24 protein-coding genes and 1 rRNA gene are annotated in these 26,095 nt (G+C 71.7%); 10 read left to right on the forward strand and 15 right to left on the reverse strand.

Features of this window, described 5'->3' with window-relative positions:
- Positions 1–2 precede the first annotated feature (2 nt).
- The 7 genes from ACFY29_RS09290 to ACFY29_RS09320 form a co-directional block, all read right to left on the reverse strand.
- Positions 3–443 (reverse strand): hypothetical protein, encoded by a 441-nt coding sequence (locus ACFY29_RS09290; protein ID WP_328419432.1) that lies wholly within the window; start codon positions 441–443, stop codon positions 3–5.
- Positions 444–561: 118 nt separating this feature from the next.
- Positions 562–756, reverse strand: a complete 195-nt coding sequence (locus ACFY29_RS09295) for a hypothetical protein (protein ID WP_386984539.1) — start codon at positions 754–756, stop codon at positions 562–564.
- Positions 753–1,079, reverse strand: a complete 327-nt coding sequence (locus ACFY29_RS09300) for a YbaB/EbfC family nucleoid-associated protein (RefSeq protein ID WP_386984540.1) — start codon at positions 1,077–1,079, stop codon at positions 753–755. The genes ACFY29_RS09295 and ACFY29_RS09300 overlap by 4 nt, the downstream gene beginning before the upstream one ends.
- Before the next feature lie 32 nt (positions 1,080–1,111).
- Positions 1,112–1,522, reverse strand: coding sequence for a YbaB/EbfC family nucleoid-associated protein (locus tag ACFY29_RS09305; RefSeq protein ID WP_328419438.1), 411 nt, complete (start codon positions 1,520–1,522; stop codon positions 1,112–1,114).
- A 20-nt stretch (positions 1,523–1,542) separates the two neighbouring features.
- A complete protein-coding gene (locus ACFY29_RS09310; protein ID WP_386984542.1) occupies positions 1,543–2,268 on the reverse strand; it encodes a hypothetical protein in 726 nt (241 codons plus the stop codon).
- 60 nt (positions 2,269–2,328) lie between these two features.
- Positions 2,329–2,637 (reverse strand): hypothetical protein, encoded by a 309-nt coding sequence (locus ACFY29_RS09315; protein ID WP_386984544.1) that lies wholly within the window; start codon positions 2,635–2,637, stop codon positions 2,329–2,331.
- A gap of 105 nt (positions 2,638–2,742) precedes the next feature.
- Complete coding sequence (locus tag ACFY29_RS09320) at positions 2,743–4,737, reverse strand: TIGR03960 family B12-binding radical SAM protein (RefSeq protein ID WP_328419444.1); 1,995 nt, start codon at positions 4,735–4,737, stop codon at positions 2,743–2,745.
- A gap of 156 nt (positions 4,738–4,893) precedes the next feature.
- Between ACFY29_RS09320 and ACFY29_RS09325 the strand changes: the two genes are divergently transcribed.
- Positions 4,894–6,261 carry a hypothetical protein gene (locus ACFY29_RS09325; protein ID WP_386984546.1) on the forward strand — a complete coding sequence of 456 codons (1,368 nt, stop codon included), beginning with the start codon at positions 4,894–4,896 and terminating at the stop codon, positions 6,259–6,261.
- Between the two features lie 14 nt (positions 6,262–6,275).
- On the opposite strand, the gene ACFY29_RS09330 is transcribed toward ACFY29_RS09325, so the two are convergent.
- Positions 6,276–6,965, reverse strand: a complete 690-nt coding sequence (locus ACFY29_RS09330) for a lysophospholipid acyltransferase family protein (RefSeq protein ID WP_328419448.1) — start codon at positions 6,963–6,965, stop codon at positions 6,276–6,278.
- Positions 6,966–7,127: 162 nt separating this feature from the next.
- Positions 7,128–10,274 carry an isoleucine--tRNA ligase gene (ileS, locus tag ACFY29_RS09335; RefSeq protein WP_386984548.1) on the reverse strand — a complete coding sequence of 1,049 codons (3,147 nt, stop codon included), beginning with the start codon at positions 10,272–10,274 and terminating at the stop codon, positions 7,128–7,130.
- A 342-nt stretch (positions 10,275–10,616) separates the two neighbouring features.
- Here ileS and ACFY29_RS09340 point away from each other — a divergent pair, with 342 nt between their 5' ends.
- The 4 genes from ACFY29_RS09340 to ACFY29_RS09355 are packed head-to-tail and all read left to right on the forward strand — an operon-like array spanning position 10,617 to position 14,275.
- Entirely contained in the window at positions 10,617–11,636 is a 1,020-nt protein-coding gene (locus ACFY29_RS09340) for an ArsR family transcriptional regulator (protein ID WP_386984549.1), read from the forward strand.
- A gap of 59 nt (positions 11,637–11,695) precedes the next feature.
- Positions 11,696–12,706 (forward strand): ATP-binding cassette domain-containing protein, encoded by a 1,011-nt coding sequence (locus tag ACFY29_RS09345; RefSeq protein ID WP_386984551.1) that lies wholly within the window; start codon positions 11,696–11,698, stop codon positions 12,704–12,706.
- Positions 12,703–13,476, forward strand: coding sequence for an ABC transporter permease (locus ACFY29_RS09350; RefSeq protein ID WP_386984553.1), 774 nt, complete (start codon positions 12,703–12,705; stop codon positions 13,474–13,476). Before ACFY29_RS09345 ends, ACFY29_RS09350 begins: the two co-directional genes overlap by 4 nt.
- A 10-nt stretch (positions 13,477–13,486) precedes the next feature.
- Positions 13,487–14,275, forward strand: coding sequence for an ABC transporter permease (locus ACFY29_RS09355; protein WP_355609200.1), 789 nt, complete (start codon positions 13,487–13,489; stop codon positions 14,273–14,275).
- Positions 14,276–14,350: 75 nt separating this feature from the next.
- Here ACFY29_RS09355 and ACFY29_RS09360 read toward each other — a convergent pair whose 3' ends face one another.
- Positions 14,351–15,901: an alkaline phosphatase D family protein gene (locus ACFY29_RS09360; protein ID WP_386984555.1), complete on the reverse strand. Its 1,551-nt coding sequence runs from the start codon at positions 15,899–15,901 to the stop codon at positions 14,351–14,353.
- A 138-nt stretch (positions 15,902–16,039) separates the two neighbouring features.
- Between ACFY29_RS09360 and ACFY29_RS09365 the strand changes: the two genes are divergently transcribed.
- The 3 genes from ACFY29_RS09365 to sigJ all read left to right on the forward strand — a co-directional run bounded on the left by ACFY29_RS09365 (position 16,040) and on the right by sigJ (position 18,642).
- Positions 16,040–17,218 carry an acyltransferase family protein gene (locus ACFY29_RS09365; RefSeq protein ID WP_386984557.1) on the forward strand — a complete coding sequence of 393 codons (1,179 nt, stop codon included), beginning with the start codon at positions 16,040–16,042 and terminating at the stop codon, positions 17,216–17,218.
- Positions 17,219–17,338: 120 nt separating this feature from the next.
- The gene (locus tag ACFY29_RS09370; RefSeq protein ID WP_355609233.1) at positions 17,339–17,770 is read left to right on the forward strand and encodes a carboxymuconolactone decarboxylase family protein; all 432 of its coding nucleotides are present in this window, start codon (positions 17,339–17,341) and stop codon (positions 17,768–17,770) included.
- Complete coding sequence (gene sigJ, locus ACFY29_RS09375; protein WP_355609207.1) at positions 17,767–18,642, forward strand: RNA polymerase sigma factor SigJ; 876 nt, start codon at positions 17,767–17,769, stop codon at positions 18,640–18,642. Before ACFY29_RS09370 ends, sigJ begins: the two co-directional genes overlap by 4 nt.
- A gap of 50 nt (positions 18,643–18,692) precedes the next feature.
- Here sigJ and ndk read toward each other — a convergent pair whose 3' ends face one another.
- Complete coding sequence (ndk, locus tag ACFY29_RS09380; RefSeq protein ID WP_328419466.1) at positions 18,693–19,118, reverse strand: nucleoside-diphosphate kinase; 426 nt, start codon at positions 19,116–19,118, stop codon at positions 18,693–18,695.
- A gap of 142 nt (positions 19,119–19,260) precedes the next feature.
- Here ndk and ACFY29_RS09385 point away from each other — a divergent pair, with 142 nt between their 5' ends.
- On the forward strand, positions 19,261–20,682 hold the full coding sequence (locus ACFY29_RS09385) for a VOC family protein (protein ID WP_386984559.1): 1,422 nt from the start codon (positions 19,261–19,263) through the stop codon (positions 20,680–20,682).
- A gap of 37 nt (positions 20,683–20,719) precedes the next feature.
- Here ACFY29_RS09385 and ACFY29_RS09390 read toward each other — a convergent pair whose 3' ends face one another.
- From ACFY29_RS09390 to ACFY29_RS09400, 3 genes are read right to left on the reverse strand one after another with little or no spacing between them, the layout of a single operon-like run.
- Positions 20,720–21,184 (reverse strand): DUF4233 domain-containing protein, encoded by a 465-nt coding sequence (locus tag ACFY29_RS09390; protein WP_386984561.1) that lies wholly within the window; start codon positions 21,182–21,184, stop codon positions 20,720–20,722.
- The gene (locus ACFY29_RS09395) at positions 21,181–22,515 is read right to left on the reverse strand and encodes a folylpolyglutamate synthase/dihydrofolate synthase family protein (protein WP_328419472.1); all 1,335 of its coding nucleotides are present in this window, start codon (positions 22,513–22,515) and stop codon (positions 21,181–21,183) included. The genes ACFY29_RS09390 and ACFY29_RS09395 overlap by 4 nt, the downstream gene beginning before the upstream one ends.
- Complete coding sequence (locus ACFY29_RS09400; protein ID WP_386984563.1) at positions 22,512–25,130, reverse strand: valine--tRNA ligase; 2,619 nt, start codon at positions 25,128–25,130, stop codon at positions 22,512–22,514. The genes ACFY29_RS09395 and ACFY29_RS09400 overlap by 4 nt, the downstream gene beginning before the upstream one ends.
- 70 nt (positions 25,131–25,200) lie before the next feature.
- On the opposite strand from ACFY29_RS09400, the gene ACFY29_RS09405 reads away from it, so the two are divergent.
- Positions 25,201–25,887: a hypothetical protein gene (locus tag ACFY29_RS09405; protein ID WP_386984565.1), complete on the forward strand. Its 687-nt coding sequence runs from the start codon at positions 25,201–25,203 to the stop codon at positions 25,885–25,887.
- Positions 25,888–26,004: 117 nt separating this feature from the next.
- Here the strand turns inward: ACFY29_RS09405 and rrf are convergent.
- Positions 26,005–26,095, reverse strand: a 5S ribosomal RNA gene (rrf, locus tag ACFY29_RS09410); the annotation flags it as partial.

The raw sequence follows: 26,095 nt of genomic DNA on the forward strand, positions 1-26,095 counted from the left end.
CCTCAGGCCGTGTACGGGTAGGTGGGCTGGCCGCCGGCAGCGGGCGGCGGGGCCGCGGACTCGAGCAGCCGCTCGATCTGCGAGCCGTTGGCAGCGTTGCGCTCCTCGGTGTCGCGGAACGCCTGGGCGATGTCCTCGGTGCCCTTCTTGAGCGCGGCGAGCTTCTGGGAGAGCGACTTGAGGTGCGCCTCCATGTTGGTCGTCGACCGAGTCAGCGCCTGCCACTGCATGCGGGCGTCCTCGTAGGCCCCGAAGGGGGTGCCGTTCGGGACGGTCTGGGCGGTGGTGCTGTCGCCCTTCATCCGCTCCTTGACGCGCTCCATCTCGTAGCCGATGGTGTCGTCGACGTACTGCTTGAGCCGCTCGACGTACGCTGCCGCGGCGTCCAGGTCCTCGACGCTGACGTGCAGATCGCCGATGTTCGGCGGCGTGATGCCAGCCATCCGCTTCCTCCCCGTTTTCCGACCCGCGGGGGTCGGTCCATGTCAGACGCAGCGTATCGAGTGTTGCCAAGTCAGGGCAGCCCCGGCCACCGCTATTCGGTAATTATGACCGTCGATGTCAGCGACGCAGCTGCGGGAGCAGCAACGCGATGCCGATCCCGACCAGGGCCAACGGGGCCAGAAGCACGACCACGCCGCTCCAGTCCGCCTCCCCGCGCAGCGCCTGAACGGCCATCAGGACCACCAGGAACACGAGCAGCAGGGCGAGGACCGAGAGCATCACCACCAGCAGACGGGCCTTGTCGGGGCTCATCGGCCGACCGTCCCGCGCGGCAGCAACGACATCGGATCGGCCAGGAATGCGTCAGCGCCGACGCCACCCAACCGCAGGCCGGACATGACCTCCGCGCGTCGCTCCTCGGCCAGCGCCTCCGCCGCCCGCACGGCCTCCACCACCGCCTCGCCGAGCGTGATGTTGTCGACCGTACGGTGGGCCCGCGCGGCGATGGAGATGTCCAGCAACTCCTTCGCGCCGGACACCGTGGCGGTGACCATGCCGTCCGCTGCGGTGCCGACGAACTCCTCCCGGGCGAGCCGTCCGGTCTCCGTGGTGGCGCTCTCCAGCAGCGCCGTCATCTCCGTAACCAATCGCGCGAGCTCCTGTCTCCTCATTGGAACCGCCGCGTCGCGTCCCGCCACACCGCGAGCGGATCCTCCGTGCGGCCGTCCCACTCGACCGGCGCCTCCACGACGTCGTCGAGGCTGGCCCGCATGCTCTCCGCCATGGCGAGGCGGGCGGCGGTCACGGCCTGTCGGCAGTGCGGGCCCAGGAGCTCGGCGGGCAGGTCGCGCACCGCCCGCGCACTGATCCGTACGTCCGTGAGCTGCCCCGCGCCGTCGACGACGGCGGTGATCGTGCCGGTCTCGTCGAACCCCTCGTGCGTCCGGTCCCCGGTTTCGGTCACCAGCGCGACGAGGTCGCGGGTAGCGGCCTCGGCGCGGCGCATGGCGGGCTCGTACGCCTCGGTGCGGCTCACCTCCCGGACGGACTCGACGGCCCTGCGGTAGACATCGCTCATCACTGCTCCGTTCGCCCGACTCAGGTAACCGGTTCCTTGTTCCAGTTCTCCGGATTGCTGACGATGTCGCGGTACCGGTCCCCGATTTTGGCGCTCTCGGCGTCGACCTTCTCCCCGGTCAGCTCGAACCCTCGCTTGAGCTGGGCCACGGCCGTGCCGATCGCGCTGTTCGCACCGCGCATCCCCTGCATCAGCCCGACGATCGCGGTGATGATGCCGAGCACGAAGGCGGCCCAACTGCCGATGATCGCCCACTTGAAGGCGGGCCCGGCCGGTCCGCCGGCGTTCGCGGCGATGCAGCCGACGATCGCGAGGCCGGTGCCCACCGACCAGGCCCAGAAGAGCGTCTCGAGCCCGTCCGCGACGGTGTTGCACCCGGACGAGGTCGTGATGGCGAGTTTCTGGAGCGCGTCCAGCGGCTCGACCACCTTGGTGGTCAGGAAGTTCTTGAAGACCTCGGAGCCGGCGCCCTTCCAGATGCCGTCGACCTCACCGTTCAGCCGGGACAGCTTGCCGGCAAGTTCGGAGAACTCCTCCGCGAGGCCGGTCCACTTGTCGTCGGCCTCCTGGAACGGTGCCCAACTGCGCACGTTCATGACGGCGACCGGGGTGACGAAGGCCATCGCCAACGCCCCCGCGCCGGAGGGCTCGGCGGCCACCGCGAGCGTGCCGCCCAACCCGATGATGACCGCTTCCAGCGCGATCGTGGCGGCCTGGTCGGCACCGGATACCACGTTCTCACCCACAGAAGCTCGCCTCCCTGTTCCGTCGTGAAGGAGAGACCGGGCAGGTCGCGGGGACCGCGCTCAGTCCAGTGCCGTGTCGAAGGACTGACCGTGCCGTTCCTCCATCGTGCGGTAGTGCTCGACCACCCGGCCGAGCCCTTTCGCGACCTCGGCGACGGCAGCGGCGAGCGCCGCCACGGCCTGCGTCGTCGTCTCGTGCATCTCGTCGTACGCGGCGGAGAAGCCGGCATCGAAGGCCGGCGCGGCCCCGGCGGGCAGCCGCAGATACTCGATCTTGGGAAGCACTCCGGTATCCAGCGACTTTGCCGTCGCCGACAGCTCGGAGACGAGGTCGCCCAGCTTCTCGGTATTCATGGAGAAATCGGCCACCCGAGCCCCCTCCGCCAGCGCCGCTCACCCACCGGCAAAGACCCGGTGGGTGACGTGTTGGTAATGGAGGGTAGCGGGTGACCGCCGCCCGGCGCTGCCCCGCGATCAGGCGGACTGGTCGCCCGCCGGCACCTTCATGCCGTTGCCGCCCAGCGGCGTGAGGGGGAGGAGCTTCTTGCCGGTGGGGCCGATCTGGATCTCGGTGTCCATGGAGGGGCAGACGCCGCAGTCGAAGCACGGGGTCCACCGGCAGTCGTCCTGCTCGTACTCCGAGACCGAGTCCTGCCAGTCCTGCCAGAGCCAGTCCTTGTCCAGGCCCGAGTCCAGGTGGTCCCAGGGCAGGACCTCCAGCTCGTCGCGCTGACGGGTGGTGTACCAGTCGAGGTCCACCCCGAACGCGGGCAGCGTCTCGGCCGCCGCGTCCACCCAGCGCTGGTACGAGAAGTGCTCGCTCCAACCGTCGAACCGGCCGCCGTTCTCCCACACCTTGCGGATCACCGAACCGACCCGACGGTCGCCCCGGGAGAGCAGGCCCTCGATCAGCGACGGCTCGCCGTCGTGGTAGCGGTAGCCGATCGCCCGGCCCAGCGAGCGGTCCGAGTTGATCGCCTGCTTGAGGATCTTGAGCCGGTGGTCGATGACCTCCGGGCGCTCCATCGGGGCCCACTGGAACGGGGTGTGCGGCTTCGGCACGAACCCACCGATGGAGACGGTGCAGCGGATGTCCTTGGAACCGGTCGCGGCCCGGCCAGCCTTGATCACCTCGTGCGCCATGTCCGCGATCTCCAGGACGTCGGCGTCGGTCTCGGTGGGCAGGCCGCACATGAAGTAGAGCTTCACCTGCCGCCAGCCGTTGCTGTAGGCGGTGACCACGGTGCGAATGAGGTCTTCCTTCGACACCATCTTGTTGATGACCTTGCGGATCCGCTCCGACCCGCCCTCCGGGGCGAAGGTCAGGCCGGTGCGCCGCCCGTTGCGGGACAGCTCCTGCGCGAGGTCGATGTTGAAGGCGTCCACCCGGGTCGACGGCAGCGACAGCGAGACGTTGGTGCCCTCGTACTGCTGGGCCAGGCCCGAGCACATGTCGCCGATCTCGGAGTGGTCGGCTGAGGAGAGCGACAGCAGGCCCACCTCGGAGAAGCCGGAGAACTCCAGCCCGTCGCGCACCATCTGCCCGACCGTGGTGATCGACCGCTCGCGCACCGGGCGGGTGATCATGCCGGCCTGGCAGAACCGGCAACCCCGGGTGCAGCCCCGGAAGATCTCCACCGCGTACCGCTCGTGCACCGTCTCGGCCAGCGGGACGAGGGGCTTCTTCGGGTACGGCCAGGCGTCCAGGTCCATCGTCGTGCGCTTGTGCACCCGGAACGGCACGTCCGCCCGGTTCGGCACGACTCGCTGGATCCGGCCGTCGGCGAGGTAGTCCACGTCGTAGAAGCGCGGCACGTAGACGCTCTCGGTGCGGGCGAGCCGCAGCAGCAACTCGTCGCGGCCACCCGGGGAGCCCTCGGCCTTCCACTCCCGGACGATCGCGGTGATCTCCAGGACCGCCTCCTCGCCGTCGCCGAGCACAGCGGCGTCGATGAAGTCGGCGATCGGCTCCGGGTTGAACGCGGCGTGCCCGCCGGCCACGATCACCGGGTCGGCGTCGGTGCGGTCGGCGGCCAGCATCGGGATGCCGGCCAGGTCGATCGCGGTGAGCAGGTTGGTGTAACCCAGCTCGGTGGAGAAGGAGATGCCGAACACGTCGAAGTCGCGGACCGACCGGTGCGCGTCGACGGTGAACTGCGGCACGCCGTGCGTGCGCATCAGGGACTCCAGGTCCGGCCAGACCGCGTACGTCCGCTCGGCGAGGGTGTCGGGCAGCTCGTTGAGCACCTCGTAGAGGATCTGAACACCCTGGTTGGGCAGGCCCACCTCGTACGCGTCGGGATACATCAGCGCCCAGCGCACGGTTGCCGCGTCCCAGTCCTTGACCACCGCACCCAGTTCACCACCGACGTACTGGATGGGCTTCGTGACCTGGGGTAGCAGCGGCTCCAGCTGGGACCAGATGGAATTGGTCGCGGCCGGGCGCGGCGTCGTGGACGGGGCACTCATGATGCCCAAGGGTACGCGTCCACCCGGCCGTGACCGCGCGCACGCCGCCATGACGTCCGATCGACGCCGACTGTCGTGCGCGGCAGCCCGCAGCCCGGTCGGCGGAGCTGGCGGCGCGGTACTAACCTCGGACCGGCGCGAGAGGAGATTGCCGCGATGCCGGAGCCCCAGCCGGGAGCAGGCCGTCCGGCCGACGGGAGCACCCCGGGCACGGAGCCGGACCGGGATCCGGCGGTCGCCGACGAGCCGACGCCCCCACCCGTACCCTCGGACCAGCCGGAACCCTCGGACCAGCCGGAAGTACCGCAGCGGCCGGATCCCTCAGACCAGCCGGAGCCGCCGACCGACCAGGCCGCCGGCCCGGACGACGCCGCACCGACACACACACCGGGACCGGCGGACGAGCCGGGACCGGCCGACGACCCGCGACCAGCCGACGAGCCCGCAGCCGCCGGTGCGGCCGACTCCCCGGCCGCCACCGCGCCGGTCAGCGCGCCCCGGTGGAGCGGATCCGCGCCGGTGCCGCCCCCGCTGCCGCGCAAGCGGGCCTGGGGTGCGTCGGCCGAGCCGACCCCTGTCCCGCCCACTCCAGACGAGCCGCCGGAGCACCGGACCCCGGTCGACCCGTGGGCCGGCGTGGACACCGGCGGCTGGGACCTGCCGCACGCCGAGCTGCCCCCGCTGCCCCCGACGCTGCACTACCCAGTGCCACCCGCGACCCGGCAGTGGCCCGGTCCGCCCACTCCCCCGGTCGGACCGCACCCGGCGTCGCCGCCGGCCGCCCCACTGCCGCCGGCCGCCCCGCTGTCCCCAGCCGCCCGGCCCACCATGCCGGCCCGGCCGATGTCTCCACCCGCACCACCGCCCGCCCCGCCGAAGCAGCGCCGGGGCCGACGGTCCGCGGCACCGCCACCGGTGTCACCGCCACCGGGCTGGCAGGCCCCCAAGGGGTACGTCCCGGTCAAGGTCCGTCGGCGACGCCGCTGGCCGTGGCTGCTGCTGCTCACCCTGGCCTGCTGCTGCGGCTGCCCGGCCTACTACGGGTTTCCGATCTCGGCCCAGTACCCGGCCCGAGCGGCGCTGCCCGAGCAGGTGGCCGACCTGAGCCTGCGCCAGGACAGCCGCAACGCGGACGCCGCCCGTGACCTGGAGAACGAGGTACGTCGGGAGCACTGGCTGGCCGAGGACACGTTCGCCGGCGTCTACGGCACCGCAGACGGCAAGCGGGTGACGGTCTTCGGCGGCACCGGCTTCCGGCTCACCCCGGAGGCGGACGCGGACGCGGAGATCACCCGACTCAGTGAGCGCTACGCGCTGGAAGCCCCCGAGACGGTGAAAACCGGCGTGCGGGGCCGGCACGAACGCTGCGCGGTCGGCCGTTCCGCCGGCAGCGACGTGGTGGTCTGCACCTCGGTCGACCACGGCAGCATCGCCACCGGCGTGTTCACCCGGCTCTCCGTCGCCGACAGCGCGGCGCTGCTGGACACTCTGCGCGGTCAGATCGTCCAGCCCGAGCAGAGCTGACGGCCGGGGGTCGGTCAGGAGTCGCGGGTCGGGTCCGGGTGGGCGCGCGGCGGAGCGTAACGGGGCACGTACTCCTGGCCCGTGAGCTTCTGGATCTCGCTCATGATCTCGTCGGTCATCTGCCGGAGCGAGGTGCGGTCGTCCTGCCGGCCGGTGAAGTCCAGCGGCTTGCCGAACCGAACGGTGATCTTGGCGGCGCCGGGGCGGGGCACCCGGGCGCCAATCGGCTGCGCCTTGTCCGTGCCGATCATGCCGACTGGGATGACCGGCACTCCGGCGGAGAGCGCCAGCCGGGCCGCTCCGGTCCGTCCCCGGTAGAGCTTGCCGTCCGGTGAGCGGGTGCCCTCCGGATAGACCACCACCAGGTCGCCGCCCTTGAGTGCCGGGATGGCCGCGTCGAACGCGGACAGCGCAGCCCGCCCGCCGGCCCGCTCGACCGGGATCGCGCCCAGGCCGGTGAGGACGAACTTGGAGATCGCGCCCTTGACCCCGGTGCCCTTGAAGTACTCCGACTTCGCCCAGAACGCCAGGTGCCGGGGCACCACCGTGCCGAGGAACAGCTCGTCGGCCACCGACAGATGGTTCCCGGCGAAGACCGCGCCGCCGGTCTCCGGCAGGTGCTCCAGCCCCTCCACGGTCGGGCGGAACGCCAACCGCAGCGTGGGCGCCACGGTGAGCTTGCCGATGGTGTAGAGCAGGGGCACTGGTCCTCCGGCGGTCGTGGGTTGCACAGGCGGTGTCACGTTAGCTGACGCCCGCACTCCGCCCGGAGCGGGTGGCGGGCGTCCCGGACCCACGGGGGCGGCCCGGGCGTGAGCGTCCGGGGACGGACGGGACGACCTCGACCCGTCCGTCCCCGGACCACCTCATACCCGACGGACCACGACCGTCACCCGGTCACCCTCGCCGACATCGCCGACGAAGCCATCGACGCCCTCGGCGAAGTCGACGGAGTCGGCCAGCACCTCTCCGGAGACGAAGTCGATGTACGCGGCCACCGCCGCGCGCACCTCCTCGGACGCCGACACCGACACCACGATCCGGTCCGAGACGTCCAGGTCGGCGTCCCGGCGGGCCTGCTGCACCACCCGGACCACGTCCCGGGCCAACCCCTCGGCGGCCAGCTCGGGGGTGACCTCGGTGTCCAGCACCACCACACCCTCACCGCCGGGCAGCGGCGCGGAGTGCTCGGCGTCGGCGGCGACCAGGCGCAGCTCGTACTCACCCTCGGCCAGGGTGACCCCGGCAGCCACCGGAGCGCCGTCGACCAGCTCCCACTCGCCCGCCTTGACCGCCTTGATCACCTGCTGGACCTGCTTGCCGACCCGCGGGCCGAGCGCCCGGGGCACCACGGTCAGGACCTGCTGGCAGTACTCGGCCAGGTCCGCGCTGAACTCCACCGCCTTCACGTTGACCTCGTCGGTGACCAGGTCGGCGAACGGGCGCAGCTGCTCCGCCGCCGGCGAGGCCACGACCAGCTTGGGCAGCGGCAGCCGCACCCGCAGCCCCTTGGCCTTGCGCAGCGACAGTGCCGCCGAGGCGACCGCCCGGGTGGCGTCCATCGCGGCGACCAACTCGTGGTCGGCCGGAAACTCGGTCGCCTCCGGCCAGTCGGTCAGGTGCACCGAGCGCTCCCCGGTCAGCCCGCGCCAGATCTCCTCCGCGGTCAGCGGCGCGAGCGGCGCCACCACCCGGCAGAGCGTCTCCAGCACCGTCCACAGCGTGTCGAAGGCGTTCGCGTCCCCGGACCAGAACCGGTCCCGGGACCGGCGCACGTACCAGTTGGTCAGCGCGTCCAGGTAGGACCGGACGGTGGCGCAGGCGCCGGAGATGTCGTACGCCTCCATCTGCGCACCGACCGTCGACACCAGCTCGTTCGTCTTCGCCAGCACGTACCGGTCGAGCAGGTCCGGCGAGTCGGTGCGGCGCCGCGCCTGGTACCCGTCCGCGTTGGCGTAGAGCGAGAAGAAGTACCAGACGTTCCACAGCGGCAGCATCACCTGGCGGACGGCGTCCCGGATGCCCGCCTCGGTGACCGCCATGTCGCCGCCGCGCAGCACCGGCGAGGACATCAGCATCCAGCGCATCGCGTCCGAGCCGTACGCGTCGAAGACGTGGTAGACGTCCGGGTAGTTGCGCAGGCTCTTGGACATCTTGCGCCCGTCCGAGCCGAGCAGGATGCCGTGGCTGAGGCAGTTGCGGAACGCCGGCCGGTCGAACAGCGCGGTGGCCAGCACGTGCATCGTGTAGAACCAGCCGCGGGTCTGCCCGATGTACTCGACGATGAAGTCGCCCGGGTAGTGGTGCTCGAACCAGTCCGCGTTCTCGAACGGGTAGTGCACCTGGGCGAACGGCATCGAGCCGGACTCGAACCAGCAGTCCAGCACCTCCGGCACCCGACGCATCATCGACTGCCCGGTCGGGTCGTCCGGGTTGGGGCGGACCAGGTCGTCCACCGCCGGCCGGTGCAGGTCGGTCAGGCGTACGCCGAAGTCCCGCTCGATGTCGGCGAGCGAGCCGTAGACGTCGAGCCGGGGATAGTTCGGGTCGTCGGACTTCCAGACCGGGATCGGCGAGCCCCAGAACCGGTTCCGGCTGATCGACCAGTCGCGGGCGTTGGCCAGCCACTTGCCGAACGAGCCGTCCTTGATGTGCCCGGGCGTCCAGTTGATCTGCTGGTTCAGCTCGACCATCCGGTCCTTGAACCGGGTCACCGCGACGAACCACGACGACACCGCCTTGTAGACCAGTGGGGTGTCGCAGCGCCAGCAGTGCGGGTACGAGTGGGTGTAGGTGTCCTGCTTGAGCACCACCCCCCGCTCCTTGAGCTCCCGGATCACCGGCTTGTTGACGTCGAAGACCTGCTCACCCTGGTACGGCGGAACCAACGCCGTGAACCGGGTGTGGTCGTCGACCGTGACGATGGTGGGGATGCCGGCGGCGTTGCAGACGTTCTGGTCGTCCTCACCGAAGGCCGGAGCCAGGTGCACGATCCCGGTGCCGTCCTCGGTGGTGACGAAGTCCGCGCCGAGCACCTGGTAGGCGTTCTCGCCGGCCTGCTCGACCAGGAAGTCGTAGAGCGGGGTGTAGCGGCGCCCGACCAGGTCCCGGCCGTACACCGTGCCGACCTGCTCGTACCCGTCCAGCTCCTTGGCGTACGCCCCGAGCCGGGCGGCGCCCACCACGTAACGGTCACCGTCGCGCTCCAGCACGGCGTACTCGATGTCCGGGCCGACGGCGAGCGCCAGGTTCGACGGCAGGGTCCACGGCGTGGTGGTCCAGACGCCCAGCTTGACCGACCCGCGGAGCAGCTCCGGGGCGGACTCGTCCGGGGTCAGCCCGAACCACACGGTCAACGTCGGGTCGTGCCGGTCCCGGTAGACGTCGTCCATCCGGGTCTCGGTGTTCGACAGCGGCGTCTCGCAGCGCCAGCAGTACGCCAGCACCCGGAAACCCTCGTAGATCAGACCCTTGTCGTGCAGGGTCCGGAAGGCCCACATGACGCTTTCCATGTAGTCCAGGTCGAGGGTCTTGTAGTCGTTGGTGAAGTCGACCCAGCGGGCCTGCCGGTTGATGTACCGCTCCCAGTCCTGGGTGAACTCCAGCACCGAGGTGCGGCAGGCCTCGTTGAACCGGGCCACGCCGAGGTCGATGATCTCTGCCTTGCTGGTGATGCCGAGCTGCTTCTCGGCCACCACCTCGGCGGGCAGGCCGTGGCAGTCCCAGCCGAAGCGCCGCTCGACGTGCCGGCCGCGCATGGTCTGGTAGCGGGGCACCACGTCCTTGACGTAGCCGGTGAAGAGGTGGCCGTAGTGCGGCAGGCCGTTGGCGAACGGCGGGCCGTCGTAGAAGACGTACTCGTTCTTGCCGTCGTCGCCGGCCGGGCGGGCCTCCACCGACGCCTCGAAGGTCTTGTCGGCCGTCCAGTGCTCCAGCACCCGGCGCTCGACCGCGGGCAGGTCCGGGCTCGCCGGGACTCCGGCGGCGGTCGGGTCGTGCAGTGGATAGGCCATCGGGGGTCGCTCTCCTCGCGCAGCTCACTCATCAGTGGGTCTGCGAGGACGAGCGTCTCCGGGAACGCCTCGACGGCGCTCCCGGGTGGCCCGCGGTACCACCCCGCTTGGCGGTCAGGATCGACCGCCCGCTCATTGGCCGGCTGTGACGGGCCGGACCCGTCCGGTTCTACTGGGCCGGTTGCCCGGCTGTTCTTCCGGAGGCTCACCGGTGATGGCCGGGTCATCGCCTTACGGTGCACAACGATACTCGACCCGCCCACCGGCGCGCCGCCGAGTAATCCCGCCCGCCGGCGCGCCGCCGCCGGATCCCGCCCGCCGACCGCCGCCTAGGCTGGCCGGGTGATCCGGATCGAGTTGGACGAGCCCACGCTGGCTCGCACCCGGATCGCCACCAGCCCGCTGTGGGAGGTGATGACCAGCCTGTACGTGCTGCACCGCAACCCGGGCGAGGCGCCCTGGCCGTACACCGGTTGGGCGCGGCACGCCCGGCGGGTGCTGGCCGAGGTGCCGGCGACCGCCCCGGTCCGGCTGCTGGCCATCGGCTCGCGCGCACCGGACTTCCTCAGCCCGATTCCCACGTCGGCCACGCCGACCCTGGCCGAGCAGCTCGCCGAGCTGCGCGCGACGCCGCCGGAGGTGATCGCCGACCAGATCCCCCGCTACCACCGGGCCGACGACCTGCCCGGGTGGCTCAGCCCGTTCGTCACGGACCGGCAGGCCGCCCTGGACCGGTTGGCGGACGGTATCGAGGCGTACTGGGACGCGGCTATCGCGCACTGGTGGCCGGCGATGCGGGCGACGCTGGACGAGGAGGTGCTGCACCGGGCACGGGCACTCGCCGCGCACGGCCCGGACGCGCTACTGGCCGACCTGCACGAGCGGGTGCGCTGGGACAGGCCGGTGCTGACCCTGGTGAAGCCGCTGGAACAGCATTTCGAGGCGGTCGACAAGCGACTGCTGCTGATCCCGCTGATTTTCTCCCGGGGAGCGCTCGCCTGCTCCACCGACCACCCGGAGATCGTCGCCGTCTCCTACCAGGCGCGTGGCGCGGCGCTGCTCGCCGATGGCGCGCCCGCCCCGGCTGCCCCGACCGGGCCGGCGGTCGACCGGCTGGCGGTGCTGGTCGGGCGGGGGCGTGCCCAGGTGTTGCGGGCGCTGACCCGGCCGGCGACCACAGCCGGCCTCGCGGCCACCCTGGGGCTGGCCCCGAGCACCGTCTCGGAGCAGCTCTCCGCGTTGCTCACCGCCGGCGTGGTGCACCGCCGGCGGGTCGGCCGGCGGGTGCTGTACGGCCTGGAACCAGCCGGCGTGGCCCTGGTGCAGTTGATCGGCGACGAGCCGGTGACCGCCTCGGCCTGAGCATTCGGCCGGATCCGAATTCGTTTCCCGCCGTCCCGACCGCTCCTAGCCTGCGGGCCATGAGCGAACACGCGATCGAGGCGGTCGGGCTGCGCCGCACGTACCGCAGCCGCACCGGATGGTTACGACCACAGCGCCGGGAGGTCGAGGCGGTCCGCGGCGTCGACCTGACGGTCGGCAACGGGGAGCTGTTCGGCCTGCTCGGACCGAACGGCGCTGGCAAGACGACGACCATCAAGCTGCTGAACACGCTGCTCATCCCGACCGCCGGCGAGGCCCGGATCTGCGGCTTCGACGTGGTCCGGCAGACCCGCGAGGTGCGCCGGCGGATCGGGTACGTCTTCGGCGGTGACCGGGGGCTCTACGACCGGCTCTCCGCACGGGACAACCTGCGCTACTTCGCCGAGCTGTACGGCGTGCCGGGGCGGGAGCAGCAGCGGCGGATCGCCGAGCTTCTCGACCTGGTCCGGCTGACCGGCCGGGAGAACGACCGGGTGGAGGGTTACTCCCGGGGCATGCGGCAGCGGCTGCACATCGCCCGGGGCCTGCTGCACCGGCCGAGCGTGCTCTTCCTCGACGAGCCGTCGATCGGGGTGGACCCGGTGGCCGCCCGGGAGCTGCGGCAGACCGTCGCCGAGCTGGCCGCCACCGGCACCACCGTGCTGCTCACCACGCACTACATGGCCGAGGCGGACGAGCTGTGCGGCCGGATCGCGGTGATCGCGAACGGCACCATCCAGGCCCTCGGCACCCCGGCGGAGCTGCGGCACCACGCCGACGGCCGGCAGGTGCTGGAGGTGGAGGCGTACGGGGTGGGCGACACCCAGCTCGCCGTGATCCACGCCCTGCCCGGGGTACGCGAGGCGAGCGTGGCCGTCACCGGTGCGGCGCAGGTGCTGACCGTGCAGTCCGACGCGGGGGTGGACGTGCAGGCGGACGTGTTGCGCGCGCTGGACGGGGTCAGGCTGGGCCGGGTCACCGCGCGGCAGCCCACCCTGGAGGACGCGTACGTGGCGATCGTGAACCGGGTCGACGCGCAGGCCCGTGCGTTCGAGGCGGTGGCCGGGTGAGGACGCTGCGGATGATCGCGGTCGGTGCGCTGTTGCACGCCAAGCAGCTCAGCCGGTCGCCGTTCGAGATCGCCACCGCGCTGATCGTGCCGGTGGTGCAGGCGACCCTGGCCGTCTACCTGTTCCGGGCCGGCGGGGAGCCGGGCCGACTGTTGGAGGCCGCTGTCGGAGCGGGGCTGATGGGCATCTGGTCGTCGGTGCTGTTCGGTTCCGGTGGCGCCATCCAGAACCAGCGGTGGCAGGGAACCCTGGAGATGATCATGTTGGCGCCCCGGCCGCCCGCCCTGGTGGTGCTGCCGATCACGCTGGCCACCGCGCTCACCGGCACGTACGCCATGCTCGCCACGCTGGCCTGGGGTCGGCTGCTGTACGGCATTCCGCTGTCCTTCGCCCGCCCGTTGGCGTTCGCGGTCGCGGTGCCCGGCTGCATCATCGGGCTCGGCATGTTCGGCCTGCTGCTCGCCTCCACGTTCGTGCTGCTACGCAACGCCAACGCGCTGGCCAACACGCTGGAGTACCCGATCTGGCTGGTCTCCGGGATGCTCGTGCCGATCACCGCGCTGCCCGGTTGGACCGGCCCGATCGCAGCCGTGCTGCCCACCACCTGGGGAGCGCGTGCGGTCCGCGAGGCGGCCACCGGCAGCGGGCCGGTCTGGCCGTCGCTCGGCGTCTGCCTGGCGATCAGCCTGGCCTGCCTGGCGCTCGGCGCGATCATGATGACCCACGTCGAGCGGCGGGCCCGCGCGGCGGCCACGCTCGCTCTGGCCTGAGGAGGCGACGATGACCGCACTGCTCCGCCTGGTCGGCATCGGTGGCGTGATCGCCTACCGGGCCCTGTTCAACTGGACCACCCCTGCGATGTTCGTCGGCACGCTGCTCGTCGGCCCGCTGTTCCAACTGCTCTTCTTCGCCTATCTGGGACGGCAGCTCGGGGTCGCCGACGACAGCTTCTACATCACCGGCAACGCGGTGCTGGCGGCCTCCCTGGCGTGCGTGTTCGGCGGCACGATGGCGGTCTCCAACGAGCGGCGCTTCGGCACCCTCGGGCACGTGCTGCTCTCGCCGCGCAGCCGTACCGCGGTCTTCCTCGGCCGGGTCCTGCCGTACGCGGCGAACGGCCTGCTGATCGCGGTGACCACGCTGACCGCCGCGTCGCTGCTGCTCGGCCTGCGGGTGCCGGTCGACGCGCTGCCGGGGCTGCTGCTGACCCTGGCGGTCGCGGCGCTGGCCTGCGGCTTCTTCGGCCTGACGTTGGGCGCGATCGGGCTGCGGTTCCGGGACGTCTGGCTGGTCTCCAACGTCTCGATCGCGCTACTACTCCTGCTGACCGGGGTGAACGTGCCCGCCGCCGGGCTACCGGCCTGGATGCGGGTCACCGGCGAGCTGCTGCCGATCACCCACGCCGCGGAGGCGGCCCGCCGGCTGGTCGCCGGCGAGGGTTTCCGGGCCGCCGCACCCCAGCTCGCGGTCGAGCTGGCCATCGCGGTCGCCTACGCCCTGCTCGCCGCCACCCTGCTCAAGCTCTTCGAGGCCGAGTCCCGCCGCCGAGCATCCCTCGACACCCTCTAACCCCAGGGCCGACCAGGAGGTTGGCGGGCGCGCGAACTGCGCACGCCCGCCAACCTCATGATCACCGTGCTCGGGTCAGGGTGCCGGGAGGGTGGTGCTCCACAGGGCGGCGCCGTCGCGGTCGCGGAGGTGCACCGTGAGGGCGGCCGACTCCCCGTCGATGAAGACCTCACCGAAGTGCTGGAAGCCCTCCGCCGGCGAGGTGTTGGCGCGCGGCGGTGCGTGCACGAAGGCCGCCTGCGGCCCGAACGTGCCGTCCAGCGCGTTCGGACCGAACGCGCCGGCGTGCGCCGGCCCGGAGACGAACTCCCAGAACGGGGTGAAGTCGCCGACCGCCGCGCGCGACGGGTCGTAGTGGTGCGCGGCGGTGTAGTGCACGTCGGCGGTGAGGAAGACCATGCCGGTCACCCCGGCCCGGTGGGTGGCCCGCAGCACCTCGGCGAACTCCAGCTCACGCCCGGCCGGCGCGCCCGGGTCGCCCTGCGCGACACCCTCCTGCGCGCCCGGACCGTCCGGCACGACCACCCCGATCGGCAGGTCGTTGGCGATCACCTTCCAGGTCGCCCGGGACCGCTTCAGTTCCCGGATCAGCCACTCCCGCTGCTCGCGGCCGAGCAGGCCGCGCTTCGGGTCGGCGTACGTGTTGCCGTCGTTCGCGTCCTTGTAGGTCCGCATGTCCAGCACGAACACGTCCAGCAGCGGCCCGTACGACAGCCGCCGGTACATCGGCCCGTCGACCGGCACCGGCAGCCACTCGTTGAACGCCTGACGGGCCCGGGCGGCCAGCACGTCCACCCGCTGCTCGGTGTAGCGGGGGTCGTCCAGGATCTCCCCCGGGTACCAGTTGTTGAGGACCTCGTGGTCGTCCCACTGGTTGATCTGCGGCACCGTCGCGGCGAACGCCCGCAGGTGCTCGTCGAGCAGGTTGTACGCGAACTGTCCCCGGTACTCGGCCAGCGTCTCGGCGACCTTGCTCTTCTCCGGGGTCACCAGGTTGCGCCAGATCTGCCCGTCGGGCAGCGTCACCGACTCGACCAGCGGGCCGTCGGCGTACACGGTGTCACCGCTGCACAGGAAGAAGTCCGGCCGGGTCTCCCGCATCGCCTTGAAGATCGACATCCCGCCGAAGTCCGGGGCGATCCCCCAGCCCTGCCCGACGACGTCCCCGGTCCAGACGAACCGCACGTCGCGCCGCCGGTGCCGACCCGGCGCGGTGGTCAGCGACCCGGTCAGCGGCTCGCTGACCAGCCCGTGCCGCTCCAGGCTCTCCACCCGGACCCGGTAGTGCAGCCGCTCGGCGTCCGGCAGACCCCGCAGCCGGACCTTGCCGGTAAAGTCACCGGTCGGGGCCAGCACCGGCCCACGCAGCTGCCGCGCGCCCCGGAAGTCCGGCCGGCGACTCACCTCGACCAGCATCCGACCCGGCCGGTCGGCCCGGGTCCAGACCAGCGCCGAGTCCGCGGTCACGTCGCCGCTCTGCACACCATGGGTGAGCACCGGGCGCCCCGCCGGGCGCCAGGCCGGCGCCGCGTTCGCCCCGGCACCGCCCAGCAGGCCGCCGCCGGCGACTCCGGCCCCGGCCACCAGGCCGGCCCGCAGCAGGGTACGTCGATCAAGCTCGGTCATGCTTCCTCCCGATGATGGGTTGACCCCGTCGGTCTACCGGTCGGAGATGGCCGCGACCGGCGGTCCGGGTGACGAGAGCGGGAACCCCGGTTGTCCGGCCGGCTTGACCCGGCTGGCGCGCTCACGCAAACTTCGCCGGTGCGTTCGCTTCGGTACGACGAGTTCCAGGCCATGCGTCGATTCCCCGCCCTGGACGGGCTGCGGGCAGTGGCCGCCATCATGGTCTTCGCCTTCCACTACGGAGGTCCGTCCTGGAAGTGGCTGACCGGCTGGATCGGCGTACACCTGTTCTTCGTGCTCTCCGGCTTCCTCATCACGACGCTGCTGCTGCGTGAGGAGCACCGGTACGGCAAGGTCTCGCTGCGCGCGTTCTACCTGCGGCGGTTCTTCCGGATCATGCCGGTCTACCTGCTGGTGCTCTTCCTGAGCTGGGGGCTGGCCCGGCTCAGCGGCAGCGCCGACTCGATCGAACGCCTGATGAAGTACTACCTGCTGTTCCTCAACGAACTCCTGCCGGCCAGCGCGCCGTACCTGCACTCCTGGACCATCGGGATCGAGCAGAAGTTCTACCTGTTCTGGCCGGCCATCGCGTTCGTCCTGGTGACCGCCGCGTTCCGCCGCCGGCTGGCCGTCACGGCCGGCCTGATCGTGCTCTTCATCGCGCTGATCCCGCCGGACATCGCCTGGCTGAGCTGGCCGATCCACTATGTGGCGATCCTGCTCGGCTGCCTGACCGCGGTGGTCATGCACCACCCCCGAGGCTTCGCGGTGGTCCGGCCGCTGACCCACCCGGCGACGGCCACCGTGGTGATCGTGGTCTTCATCGCGTTCCAGGTGGCCGTGCAGTACTGGCCGACCCGGTTCGGCCAGGAGGCGCTGATCGGCACCTACGCCGCCGCGGCGGCGCTGCTGCTGCCTGCCCTGCTCTCGCGCAGTGTGCTCGCCCGCGGGTTGGGGCTTCGTCCGCTGGTCTTCATCGGCGAGCGGTCGTACTCGATGTACCTGGTCCAGTCCATCGCGGCGCGGGCGGCGATCGGACTGCTGCCCACCATGGGGCATCGCAGCACCGGCCTCTTCCTGGGTGCCGTGGTGGTGGCGCTGCTCATCGCCGACGTGCTCTACCGGTGGGTCGAGCTACCCATGATCGAGGTGGGCCGCCGGCTGGCCGCCCGGGTGACCCGGCGCGGCCCGCGCGACAGCGGCGACAAAGCCGGTGCGGGCGGTACGACAGGTGACACCGCCGGGGTCCCCGCGGCCGAGCTGATCCCCCGCCCACGCGAGGTGCTGGCGGACACCGCCCCGGCGACCCGCGGCTGACCTCTTCCCCGACCCGTTCCGGACGGCATGACCGGGGTCACAGCGGCCCACTGTCACGGCACACCCCGGCCCACCCGTCGTGACGGTGTCGAACCGATCAGGGAGGTAGTCGTGCCACGGATGAACCCGGCCGAGCTGGTACCCCAGGCGTACAAGGCCGTCATGGGGATGGAGAAGTACGTCCAGACGAACGTCGACCACACCGTGCTGGAGCTGGTCAAGCTGCGGGCGTCGATCCTCAACGGGTGTGCGTTCTGCGTCGACATGCACAGCCGGGACGCGCTCGCCGCAGGCGAGTCGAGCCGGCGGCTGTTCGCGGTGGCCGCCTGGCGGGAGGCGACGTTCTTCGACGAGCGGGAGCGTGCGGCACTGGCGCTCACCGACGCGGTCACCCGGCTCGGCGAGCACGGGGTGCCGGATGAGGTGTGGGACACCGCCGCGAAGGTCTGGTCGGAGAAGGAACTGGCCGACCTGGTCATCGCGATTGCCACAATCAACGTGTGGAATCGGATCGCGGTGACGATGCAGCTGGAGCCTCCGGCACAGGTGTGACGACCGAGGCGGCAGAGGCGGCCGGTGCGCTCGAGGCGCACCGGCCCATGCTGCTCGGGCTCGCCTATCGCCTCCTCGGCAGCCGGGACGACGCGGAGGACGTGCTCCAGGAGGCGTACCTGCGCTGGCTGGGCGTGGACCGGTCAGCGGTGGACGAGCCGCGCCGGTACCTGTCCCGGGTGGTCACCCGGCTGGCCCTGGACCGGCTGCGGACGCGGCAGGCCAGGCGTGAGACGTACGTCGGGACGTGGCTGCCCGAGCCGGTGCCCACCGCGCCCTCGCCGTTCGGGCCGTTGGACCGCGCGGAGCTACGCGACTCGCTGTCCACCGCGCTACTGCACGTGCTGGAACGGCTCACCCCGCCGGAGCGCGCGGTGTACGTCCTGCACACCGCCTTCGAGATGCCGTACGCCGAGATCGCGGAAATCCTGGATCGGACCCCTGCGGACTGCCGGCAACTGCACCACCGCGCGACCGCCCGGGTGCACCAGGAGCAACGACGGTTCACCGCCAGCCGGTCCGAGCGGGAACGGTTGCTGGACGCGTTCCTGGCCGCCGCCCGGGACGGTGACCTGGCGACGCTCACCGGCCTGGTCGCCGCGGACGCCACGGCCTGGACCGACGGTGGCGGCCGGGTGTCGGCCGCCCGCAGGCCGATCAGCGGAGCGGATCGGATCGCCCGGTTCTTCGCCGGGATCTACGGCCCGCGCCACAGCTGGGCGGCGCGCCACCTGGAGCTGAACGGGGAACCCGCCGCCCTGATGACCCGCGCGGACGGCAGCCGGTACACGCTGACGGTCACCGCGGCCGACGGGCGGATCACCGGGATCTACGTGGTCGGCAATCCGGCGAAGCTACCGCCGCTCGACTGAGCCCCCGGCACCGTCAGCCGATGCCGTCAGCCGGACCCGGCGAGGACGCGTCAGCCCAGCTCGGGGAACCAGAGCGCGATCTCGCGCTTGGCGCTGTCCGGAGAGTCGGAGGCGTGCACCAGGTTCTCCCGGTTGGACAGCGACAGGTCGCCGCGGATGGTGCCGGCGACGGCCTTACGCCCGTCGGTCGCGCCGACCAGCCCGCGGACCACCTCGATGACCTGGTCGCCGGAGAGCACCAGGGCCACCAGCGGGCCGCCGGTCATGAAGTCCTTCAACGGCGGGTAGAACGCCTTGTCGACGTGCTCGGAGTAGTGCTCGTCGGCGAGTGCCGCGTCCATCGTCCGGTGCACCATCGCGTCGATCCGCAGCCCCTTGCGCTCAAAGCGGGAGAGGACCTCGCCGACCAGGCCTCGGCGGACCGCGTCGGGCTTGATCAGAACGAGGCTGCGCTCATCCGCGCTGTTGCTGGACACGCTGGGTTCCTCCTGTACGCGCTGAACGCTCGGGGTCGGTACGGTCAGCCTAGCGACCCGGTCCCGGCGCCGGCGCGGCGGCCGGTCTTCCCCCCGGTGGCCGATCCGGCCTAGCCTGGCCCTGACCCCCGGGAGGTCCACTGTGGCGAATGGCGGGAACCGACCCATCGCGCCGGTACGCAAGCTGATCGGCACGGTGCTGGGCACCGTGGCCACGTTCGTCGTCCTCTTCGGGCTGGGCATGACCAGTTGGGCCATCGTGGCGCTCGGCGTCGCCTTGTTGGTGCTGGCGATCGCGTTGGCCACCGTGCGCGGCGGCGGGCGCACCTGGGTGGTCGGTGTCGGGCATGTGCACAGCGCTTCCGAACCACCCACCCAGTACGCGTTCGGCCGCTGCGAGCTGCAACTGGTGATCGACGCGCCCGGGCTGCCGCCCCGATCCAAGAAGATCATCGAGCCGCGGGTGCCGGTCTCCAAGTGGCCGTCGCTGGGCCAGACCCTCCCGATCCGGGTTGCGCTGGACGACCAGCGGCACGTCAAGGTCCTCTGGGACGAGGTGCTGACCCACGCCGAGACCGCGGCGGCCGTCGCGGACCTGCCGCCGGAGTTCGCCGACGCCGAGGCCTTGGACGAGGTGCTGATCCAGCAGGACGCGCCCCCGTGGGCCGACCGCGCGCCCGACGACGACTTCCGGGACGACTTCCGCGATCCGCGCGGCGGCGACCCGTTCCGCAGCCCGCTCGACTCCGACCCGCTGCGCGACGATCTCGGCGTCGCACCCGAAGAGCGCGAGCCGGTGGTGGTGCACCAGAGCCCGGGTGGCCCGGTGGTGCTGGAGGGGGTCCTGGTCGAGCAGCAGACCGGCGGCGGGCTGCCCCGGCGGGCCACCCCCGCGCCGCGTCCGCCCGCCGAGGAGCAGTTCGACCAGCCCGACACCGACCGCTTCGACCAGCCGGCGGACGATCCGCCCCCGCCGGCCGAGGAGCGTTCCGACCCGCCTGCCGCGCAACGCTTCGACCCGCCTCCCGCGCAGCGGTCCGGCCCGTTCGTGACGGACCCACTGGACCCGCTCGACCTGCCGCTGGACGATCCCACCCCGCCCGGAGCGGCACGCGAGACCGTCACCGCCGAGGAGTTGGACGAGGCGATCTTCGGGTACGACGCGACGACCGCCGCCGATTCGGCCGCCCCGATCAGCGGGGTGGGCCTCACCCTGCTGGTCACCGACCTGTCCCGGTCGCTCGGCTTCTACCGCGACGTGCTCGGCTTCACCGAGGTCGACCAGGGCGCCGGCAACGCGGTGCTCGCCTCCGGCACGACCCGGCTGGTGCTGCGCGAGGTGACCGGGGCGGCGCCCATCAGCCGCCGGCTGGTGCACGTCAACCTTGAGGTCGACGACATCGAGGCGGCGTACGGGCGGCTGCGCGGCTCGGGCGTCCGCTTCACGTACGCGCCCCGGGTGGTCAACCGAGGCACCAAGCTGGAGGTGTGGGCGGCGGCGTTCCGCGATCCGGACGGCCACGGCATCGCCCTCACCCAGTGGCGCGAACGCGCCGACGCCTGAGCCGACACGGCACGGGCGCGGCTGTCCGGGTCGGGCTTCAGCCGAGGATGACCCGGCGGACGTGCAGCGCGTACGCCCAGACCAGGGCGAAGATGACGCCCAGCGCGAACAGCGACCAGTGCAGCAGGCCGGACAACAGCAGCAGGCCCTGGAGCACGGTGCCGGCGTGCCAGGCCCACGGACGGCGCATCATGCCGGCAAGCAGGACGGCGACCACCGCCAGGGCAACCACGGCGCCGATCGCGGTGCCGCTCAGGTCACCGCCGACCACCCGGATCGGCTGGATGGCCAGCACCAGCACCAGCGCTTCCAGGCTGAGCGTCCCGGCACCCAGGCCGCGTACCGCCCCCTCCGGGTTGCGCAGCCCGGACCGCCGCGGCTGCCCGGCCACCGGCTGGTCCGCCGGCGCCTCGGCCTCGGGCTGGTCCACCGGCGCGCCGGACGCAGGCTGGTCCGCTGTCGAGTGCTCTGCGGTCCGGGGGTCCCGCTCCGGGCCGATCATCGCTTCAGCAACCGACGTGCGTCGGCCACCGTCACCACCGACCCGGTGACCAGCACCCCGACCCCGCTGAGCTCACCGGGGACGTCCTCCTCGGCCAGCGCCACCGCCAGCTCAATCGCGTCCGGCATCTCCTCGGCCACCTCGACCCGCTCCTCGCCGAAGATCTCGCCGGCCAGCGCGGCGAGTTCCGCCGTCGGCATCGCCCGCGGCGAAGTGTTGCGGGTGACCACCACCAGATCGACCACCGGCTCCAGCAGCTCCAACAGGCTGGACGCGTCCTTGTCGGCGAGCACGCCGACGACCGCCACCAGCTTGCTGAAGGCAAACTCCTCCTGCAACGCCTTGACGGTGGCGGCCATGCCGTGCGGGTTGTGCGCGCCGTCCAGCAAGACGGTGGGGGCGTTCCGGACCCGCTCCAGCCGACCCGGGGAGCTGGCCTCGGCGAAGCCCTCCCGGACCACCTCGACGTCCAGTTGCCGCGTGGTCCCGGCGCCCAGGAACGCCTCCACCGCGGCGAGCGCCACCGCGGCGTTCTGCGCCTGGTGCGCGCCGTGCAGCGGGATGAACACGTCCTCGTAGATGCCGCCGAGCCCCTGCAGGGTGAGCACCTGGCCGCCGACCGCGAGGGACCGGCCCAGCACGCCGAACTCGGCACCCTCCCGGGCGAGGGTGGCGCCCACCTCGGCGCACCGTTCGAGGAGGGGACGCGCCGCCTCCTCCTCCTGCGCCGCCGCGATCACGGTGGCGCCCTGGTGGATGATGCCGGCCTTGGCCAGCGCGATGTCCTGAAGCGTGTCGCCGAGCCATTCGGTGTGGTCCAGGCCGATCGGCGTGATCACGCAGACCCCGGCCTGGATGACGTTCGTGGCGTCCTCGGCGCCGCCGAGGCCCACCTCGACCACCGCGATGTCGACCGGCGCGTCGGCGAACGTGGCGAACGCCAGCGCGGTGGTCATGTCGAAGTACGTCAGCGGCTCGTCCGACCCGGCGTCGACCAGCTCTGCCAGCGGCCGGATCTCCCGGTAGACGGCGGCGAAGCGCTCCTCGCTGACCGGCTCGCCGTCCAGGCTGATCCGTTCCCGGACCGTCTCCAGGTGCGGGCTCGTGTACCGGCCGGTGTGCAGCCCGAACGCCCGAAGCAGCGAGTCGATCATTCGCGCGGTGGAGGTCTTGCCGTTGGTGCCGGTCAGGTGGATGGCCGGGTACGCCCGCTGCGGGCTGCCGAGCAGGTCGAGCAGAGACTCGATCCGGTCCAGCTCGAAGACCATGCGGGTGAAGCCGCGAGCGGCCAGCTCGGCCTCGACGGTGGCGAAATCGGTACGGTCGGTCACGAGGAAAGCGTCTCCAGAGCAGCGTCGATCCGGACCAGGTCGGCCTCGGCGGTGGCGAGCCGGTCGCGGATCTTCGCGACCACCGGCTCGGGGGCCTTGCCGATGAAGGCCGGGTTGTCGAGCTTCGCCCGGGCCTGCGCGACCTCCTTCTCGGCCGCCGCGCGGTCCTTGGTCAGCCGGGCCCGCTCGGCGGCCACGTCGATCGACCCCCGAGTGTCCAACGCGACACCAACCGCCCCGGGCATGGCCAGCGTGGCGCTGGCCTGGAAGTCCTCGGCGACCGGGTCCAGCCGGGCCAGCGAGCGGATCAGCGGCTCGTGGGCGGCGATACCGGCCCCCGCCAACCCGTCCAGCCGGGCGGCCACCCGCTGGGTCGGGCGCAGCCCCTGGTCGGAACGGAACCGGCGAATCTCGGTGATCACCCGCTGCACGCCGGCCAGCTCCGCCTCGGCGGCGTCGTCGATCAGCGAACGGTCGGCCACCGGCCAGGCGGCCCGCTGCACCGTCTCGCCGCCGGTCAGCGCGAGCCACAGCTCCTCGGTGACGAACGGGATGACCGGGTGCAGCAGCCGCAGCAGCTGGTCCAGCACGTGCCCGAGCACCCGCCGGGTGTTCTCGGCCCGCTTACCGCCCTCGGCGAGCACCGACTTGCTCAGCTCGACGTACCAGTCGCAGACGTCGTCCCACGCGAAGTGGTAGAGCAGGTCGCACACCTTGGCGAACTCGTACGCCTCGAACTGCTCGTCAACCTCGGCGGTGACGTGCGCCAGCCGGGACAGGATCCACCGGTCGACGGTGGAGAGCCGCTCGGCGGCGGGCAGGTCGCCCGAGGTGTGCGCGCCGTTCATCAGGGCGAACCGGGTGGCGTTCCAGAGCTTGTTGCAGAAGTTGCGCGAGCCCTGACACCACTCCTCACTGACCGGGACGTCCTGGCCGGGGTTCGCACCGCGGGCCAGGGTGAACCGGGTCGCGTCGGCACCGAACCGGTCGATCCAGTCCAGCGGGTCGACCACGTTGCCGAACGACTTGGACATCTTCTTGCCGTGCTCGTCGCGGACCATGCCGTGCAGGGCCACCACGTCGAACGGCTGCCGGCCGTCCATCGCGTACAGGCCGAACATCATCATCCGGGCGACCCAGAAGAAGAGGATGTCGTAGCCGGTGACCAGGACGCTGGTCGGGTAGAACTTGGCCAGGTCCGGGGTCTGCTCCGGCCAGCCGAGGGTGGAGAACGGCCAGAGCGCGCTGGAGAACCACGTGTCCAGCACGTCCTCGTCCTGCCGCCAGCCGTCCCCGGTCGGCGGCTGCTCGCCGGGGCCGACGCAGACGATCTCGCCCTGCGGGCCGTACCAGACCGGGATCCGGTGCCCCCACCACAGCTGTCGGGAGATGCACCAGTCGTGCATGTTGTCGACCCAGGCGAAGTAGCGCTTGGCCAGCTCGGCCGGCTCAATGCGGACCCGACCGTCGCGCACCGCGTCGCCGGCGGCCTGGGCCAGTGGCGCGGTGTTGACGAACCACTGCAACGACAGCCGCGGCTCGACGGTCGTCTTGCACCGCGAGCAGTGCCCGACCGCGTGCACGTACGGCCGCTTCTCGGCCACGATCCGGCCCTGCTCGCGCAGCGCCGCCACGATCGCGGGCCGCGCCTCGAACCGGTCCAGCCCTTCGAACGGGCCGGGCACGGTGATCACGCCGCGCTCGTCCATCACGGTCAGCGCGGGCAGGTCGTGCCGCTGGCCGATCTCGAAGTCGTTCGGGTCGTGCGCGGGGGTCACCTTGACCATGCCAGTGCCGAAGGACGGGTCGACGTGCGCGTCGGCGACGATCGGGATGCGACGACCGGTCAACGGCAGCTCGACCTCCGTGCCGATCAGGTGCTGGTACCGCTCGTCGTCCGGGTGCACCGCCACGGCGGTGTCGCCCAGCATCGTCTCGGCCCGGGTGGTGGCCACCACGACCTCGTCGCTGTACCGGATGGAGATCAGCTCACCGTCGTCGTCGGTGTGCTCGACCTCGATGTCGGAGAGCGCGGTCAGACAGCGCGGGCACCAGTTGATGATCCGGTTGGCCCGGTAGATCAAGCCCTCGTCGAAGAGCTTCTTGAAGATCGTCTGGACGGCGCGGGTCAGGCCCTCGTCCATGGTGAAGCGCTCCCGGTCCCAGTCGACCGAGTCACCGAGGCGCCGCATCTGACCGAGGATCGCCCCACCGGACTCGGCCTTCCACTGCCAGACCCGCTCGACGAACTTCTCCCGGCCGAGGTCGTGCCGGGACAGGCCTTCGCCGGCGAGCTGACGCTCGACCAGGTTCTGGGTGGCGATGCCCGCATGGTCCATGCCGGGCAGCCAGAGCGCCTCGAAGCCCTGCATGCGCTTACGCCGGGTCAGCGCGTCCATCAGCGTGTGCTCGAACGCGTGGCCCATGTGCAGCGAACCGGTGACGTTCGGCGGCGGGATGACGATCGTGAAGGGCGGCTTGTCGCTGTCCGCGGAGGCCCGGAAGTGCCCGGCGGCTACCCACTGCTCGTACCGTCGCTGCTCTACCTCGCCGGGCTGGTACTGGCCGGCCAGGGTGGGGGCGTCGGGGCGTCGGGCATCGAGTCTGTCGGTCACCCTGGAAAGTCTACGGAGGGCTTCGGCGGACCCGGCGTGCACCACCTGCCATTCGCGTACGGTGTCGGCTATGTCCGACGCACATCTCACTGAGCGCCCGCTCGACGACGGTCGCGAGCCGGTCGAGCTGACCGACGAGCCGATCCAGCTGAGCACCCGGGATACCGGCGGCGACCCCGACGAGCCGCAGGGTGGGTGGTCCCGGCGCCGCCGGATCGGCTGGACCGTCGCACTGGTCGTCGGCCTGGCGGGTGCGGGCGTGCTGGGTGTCAGCGGATGGCGGGTGGCACAGCAGAAGGACACCCAGCTGACCTCGCCCGATCAGGTGGCGGGCCTGACCCGTGACGACAGCGAGCGGGCGAAGAGCACTGCGGACTACCTGCGCAGCGGCCTCGCCGCCGACATCGAGCTCGACCGCAGCTTCGGCACCGTCTACCGCGACCCGGCCGACGACAAGCGGTCGGTGCTCGTCTTCGGGGGCACCACCCTGCTCTGGCAGCCGGAGCGCGACCTGGACAGCCTCTTCGGCCTGATGTCCGACGAGACCGGCGCGGTGACCGGCCTGCGCGAGGTGCCCGCGGGCGAGCTGGGCGGCGTGATGAAGTGCGGCAGCACCAGCGGCGAGGGCGGCGACTTCGCGGTGTGCGGCTGGGCCGACCACGGCAGCGTCGTGATGGCCATGTTCCCTGGACGGTCGGTCACCGACGCCGGGGGCCTGCTGCGCAACCTCCGCGCGGACATGCAGACCCGGAACTGACCGACTCCGTTTTCCTTGGGTGGATATGCGTCAGGGCCACCCCCAGTGGGGGTGGCCCTGACGCATAGAAAACGCAGGAAGGGCCACCCTGTACGGGTGACCCTTCCTGGAATGATTGTCCGGCGGTGTCCTACTCTCCCACACCCTCACGAGTGCAGTACCATCGGCGCTGGAGGGCTTAGCTTCCGGGTTCGGAATGTGACCGGGC

Origin of the sequence: Micromonospora sp. NPDC000668, assembly GCF_042897975.1 — a bacterium.
In the GTDB taxonomy this organism is placed as follows: Bacteria; Actinomycetota; Actinomycetes; order Mycobacteriales; family Micromonosporaceae; genus Micromonospora.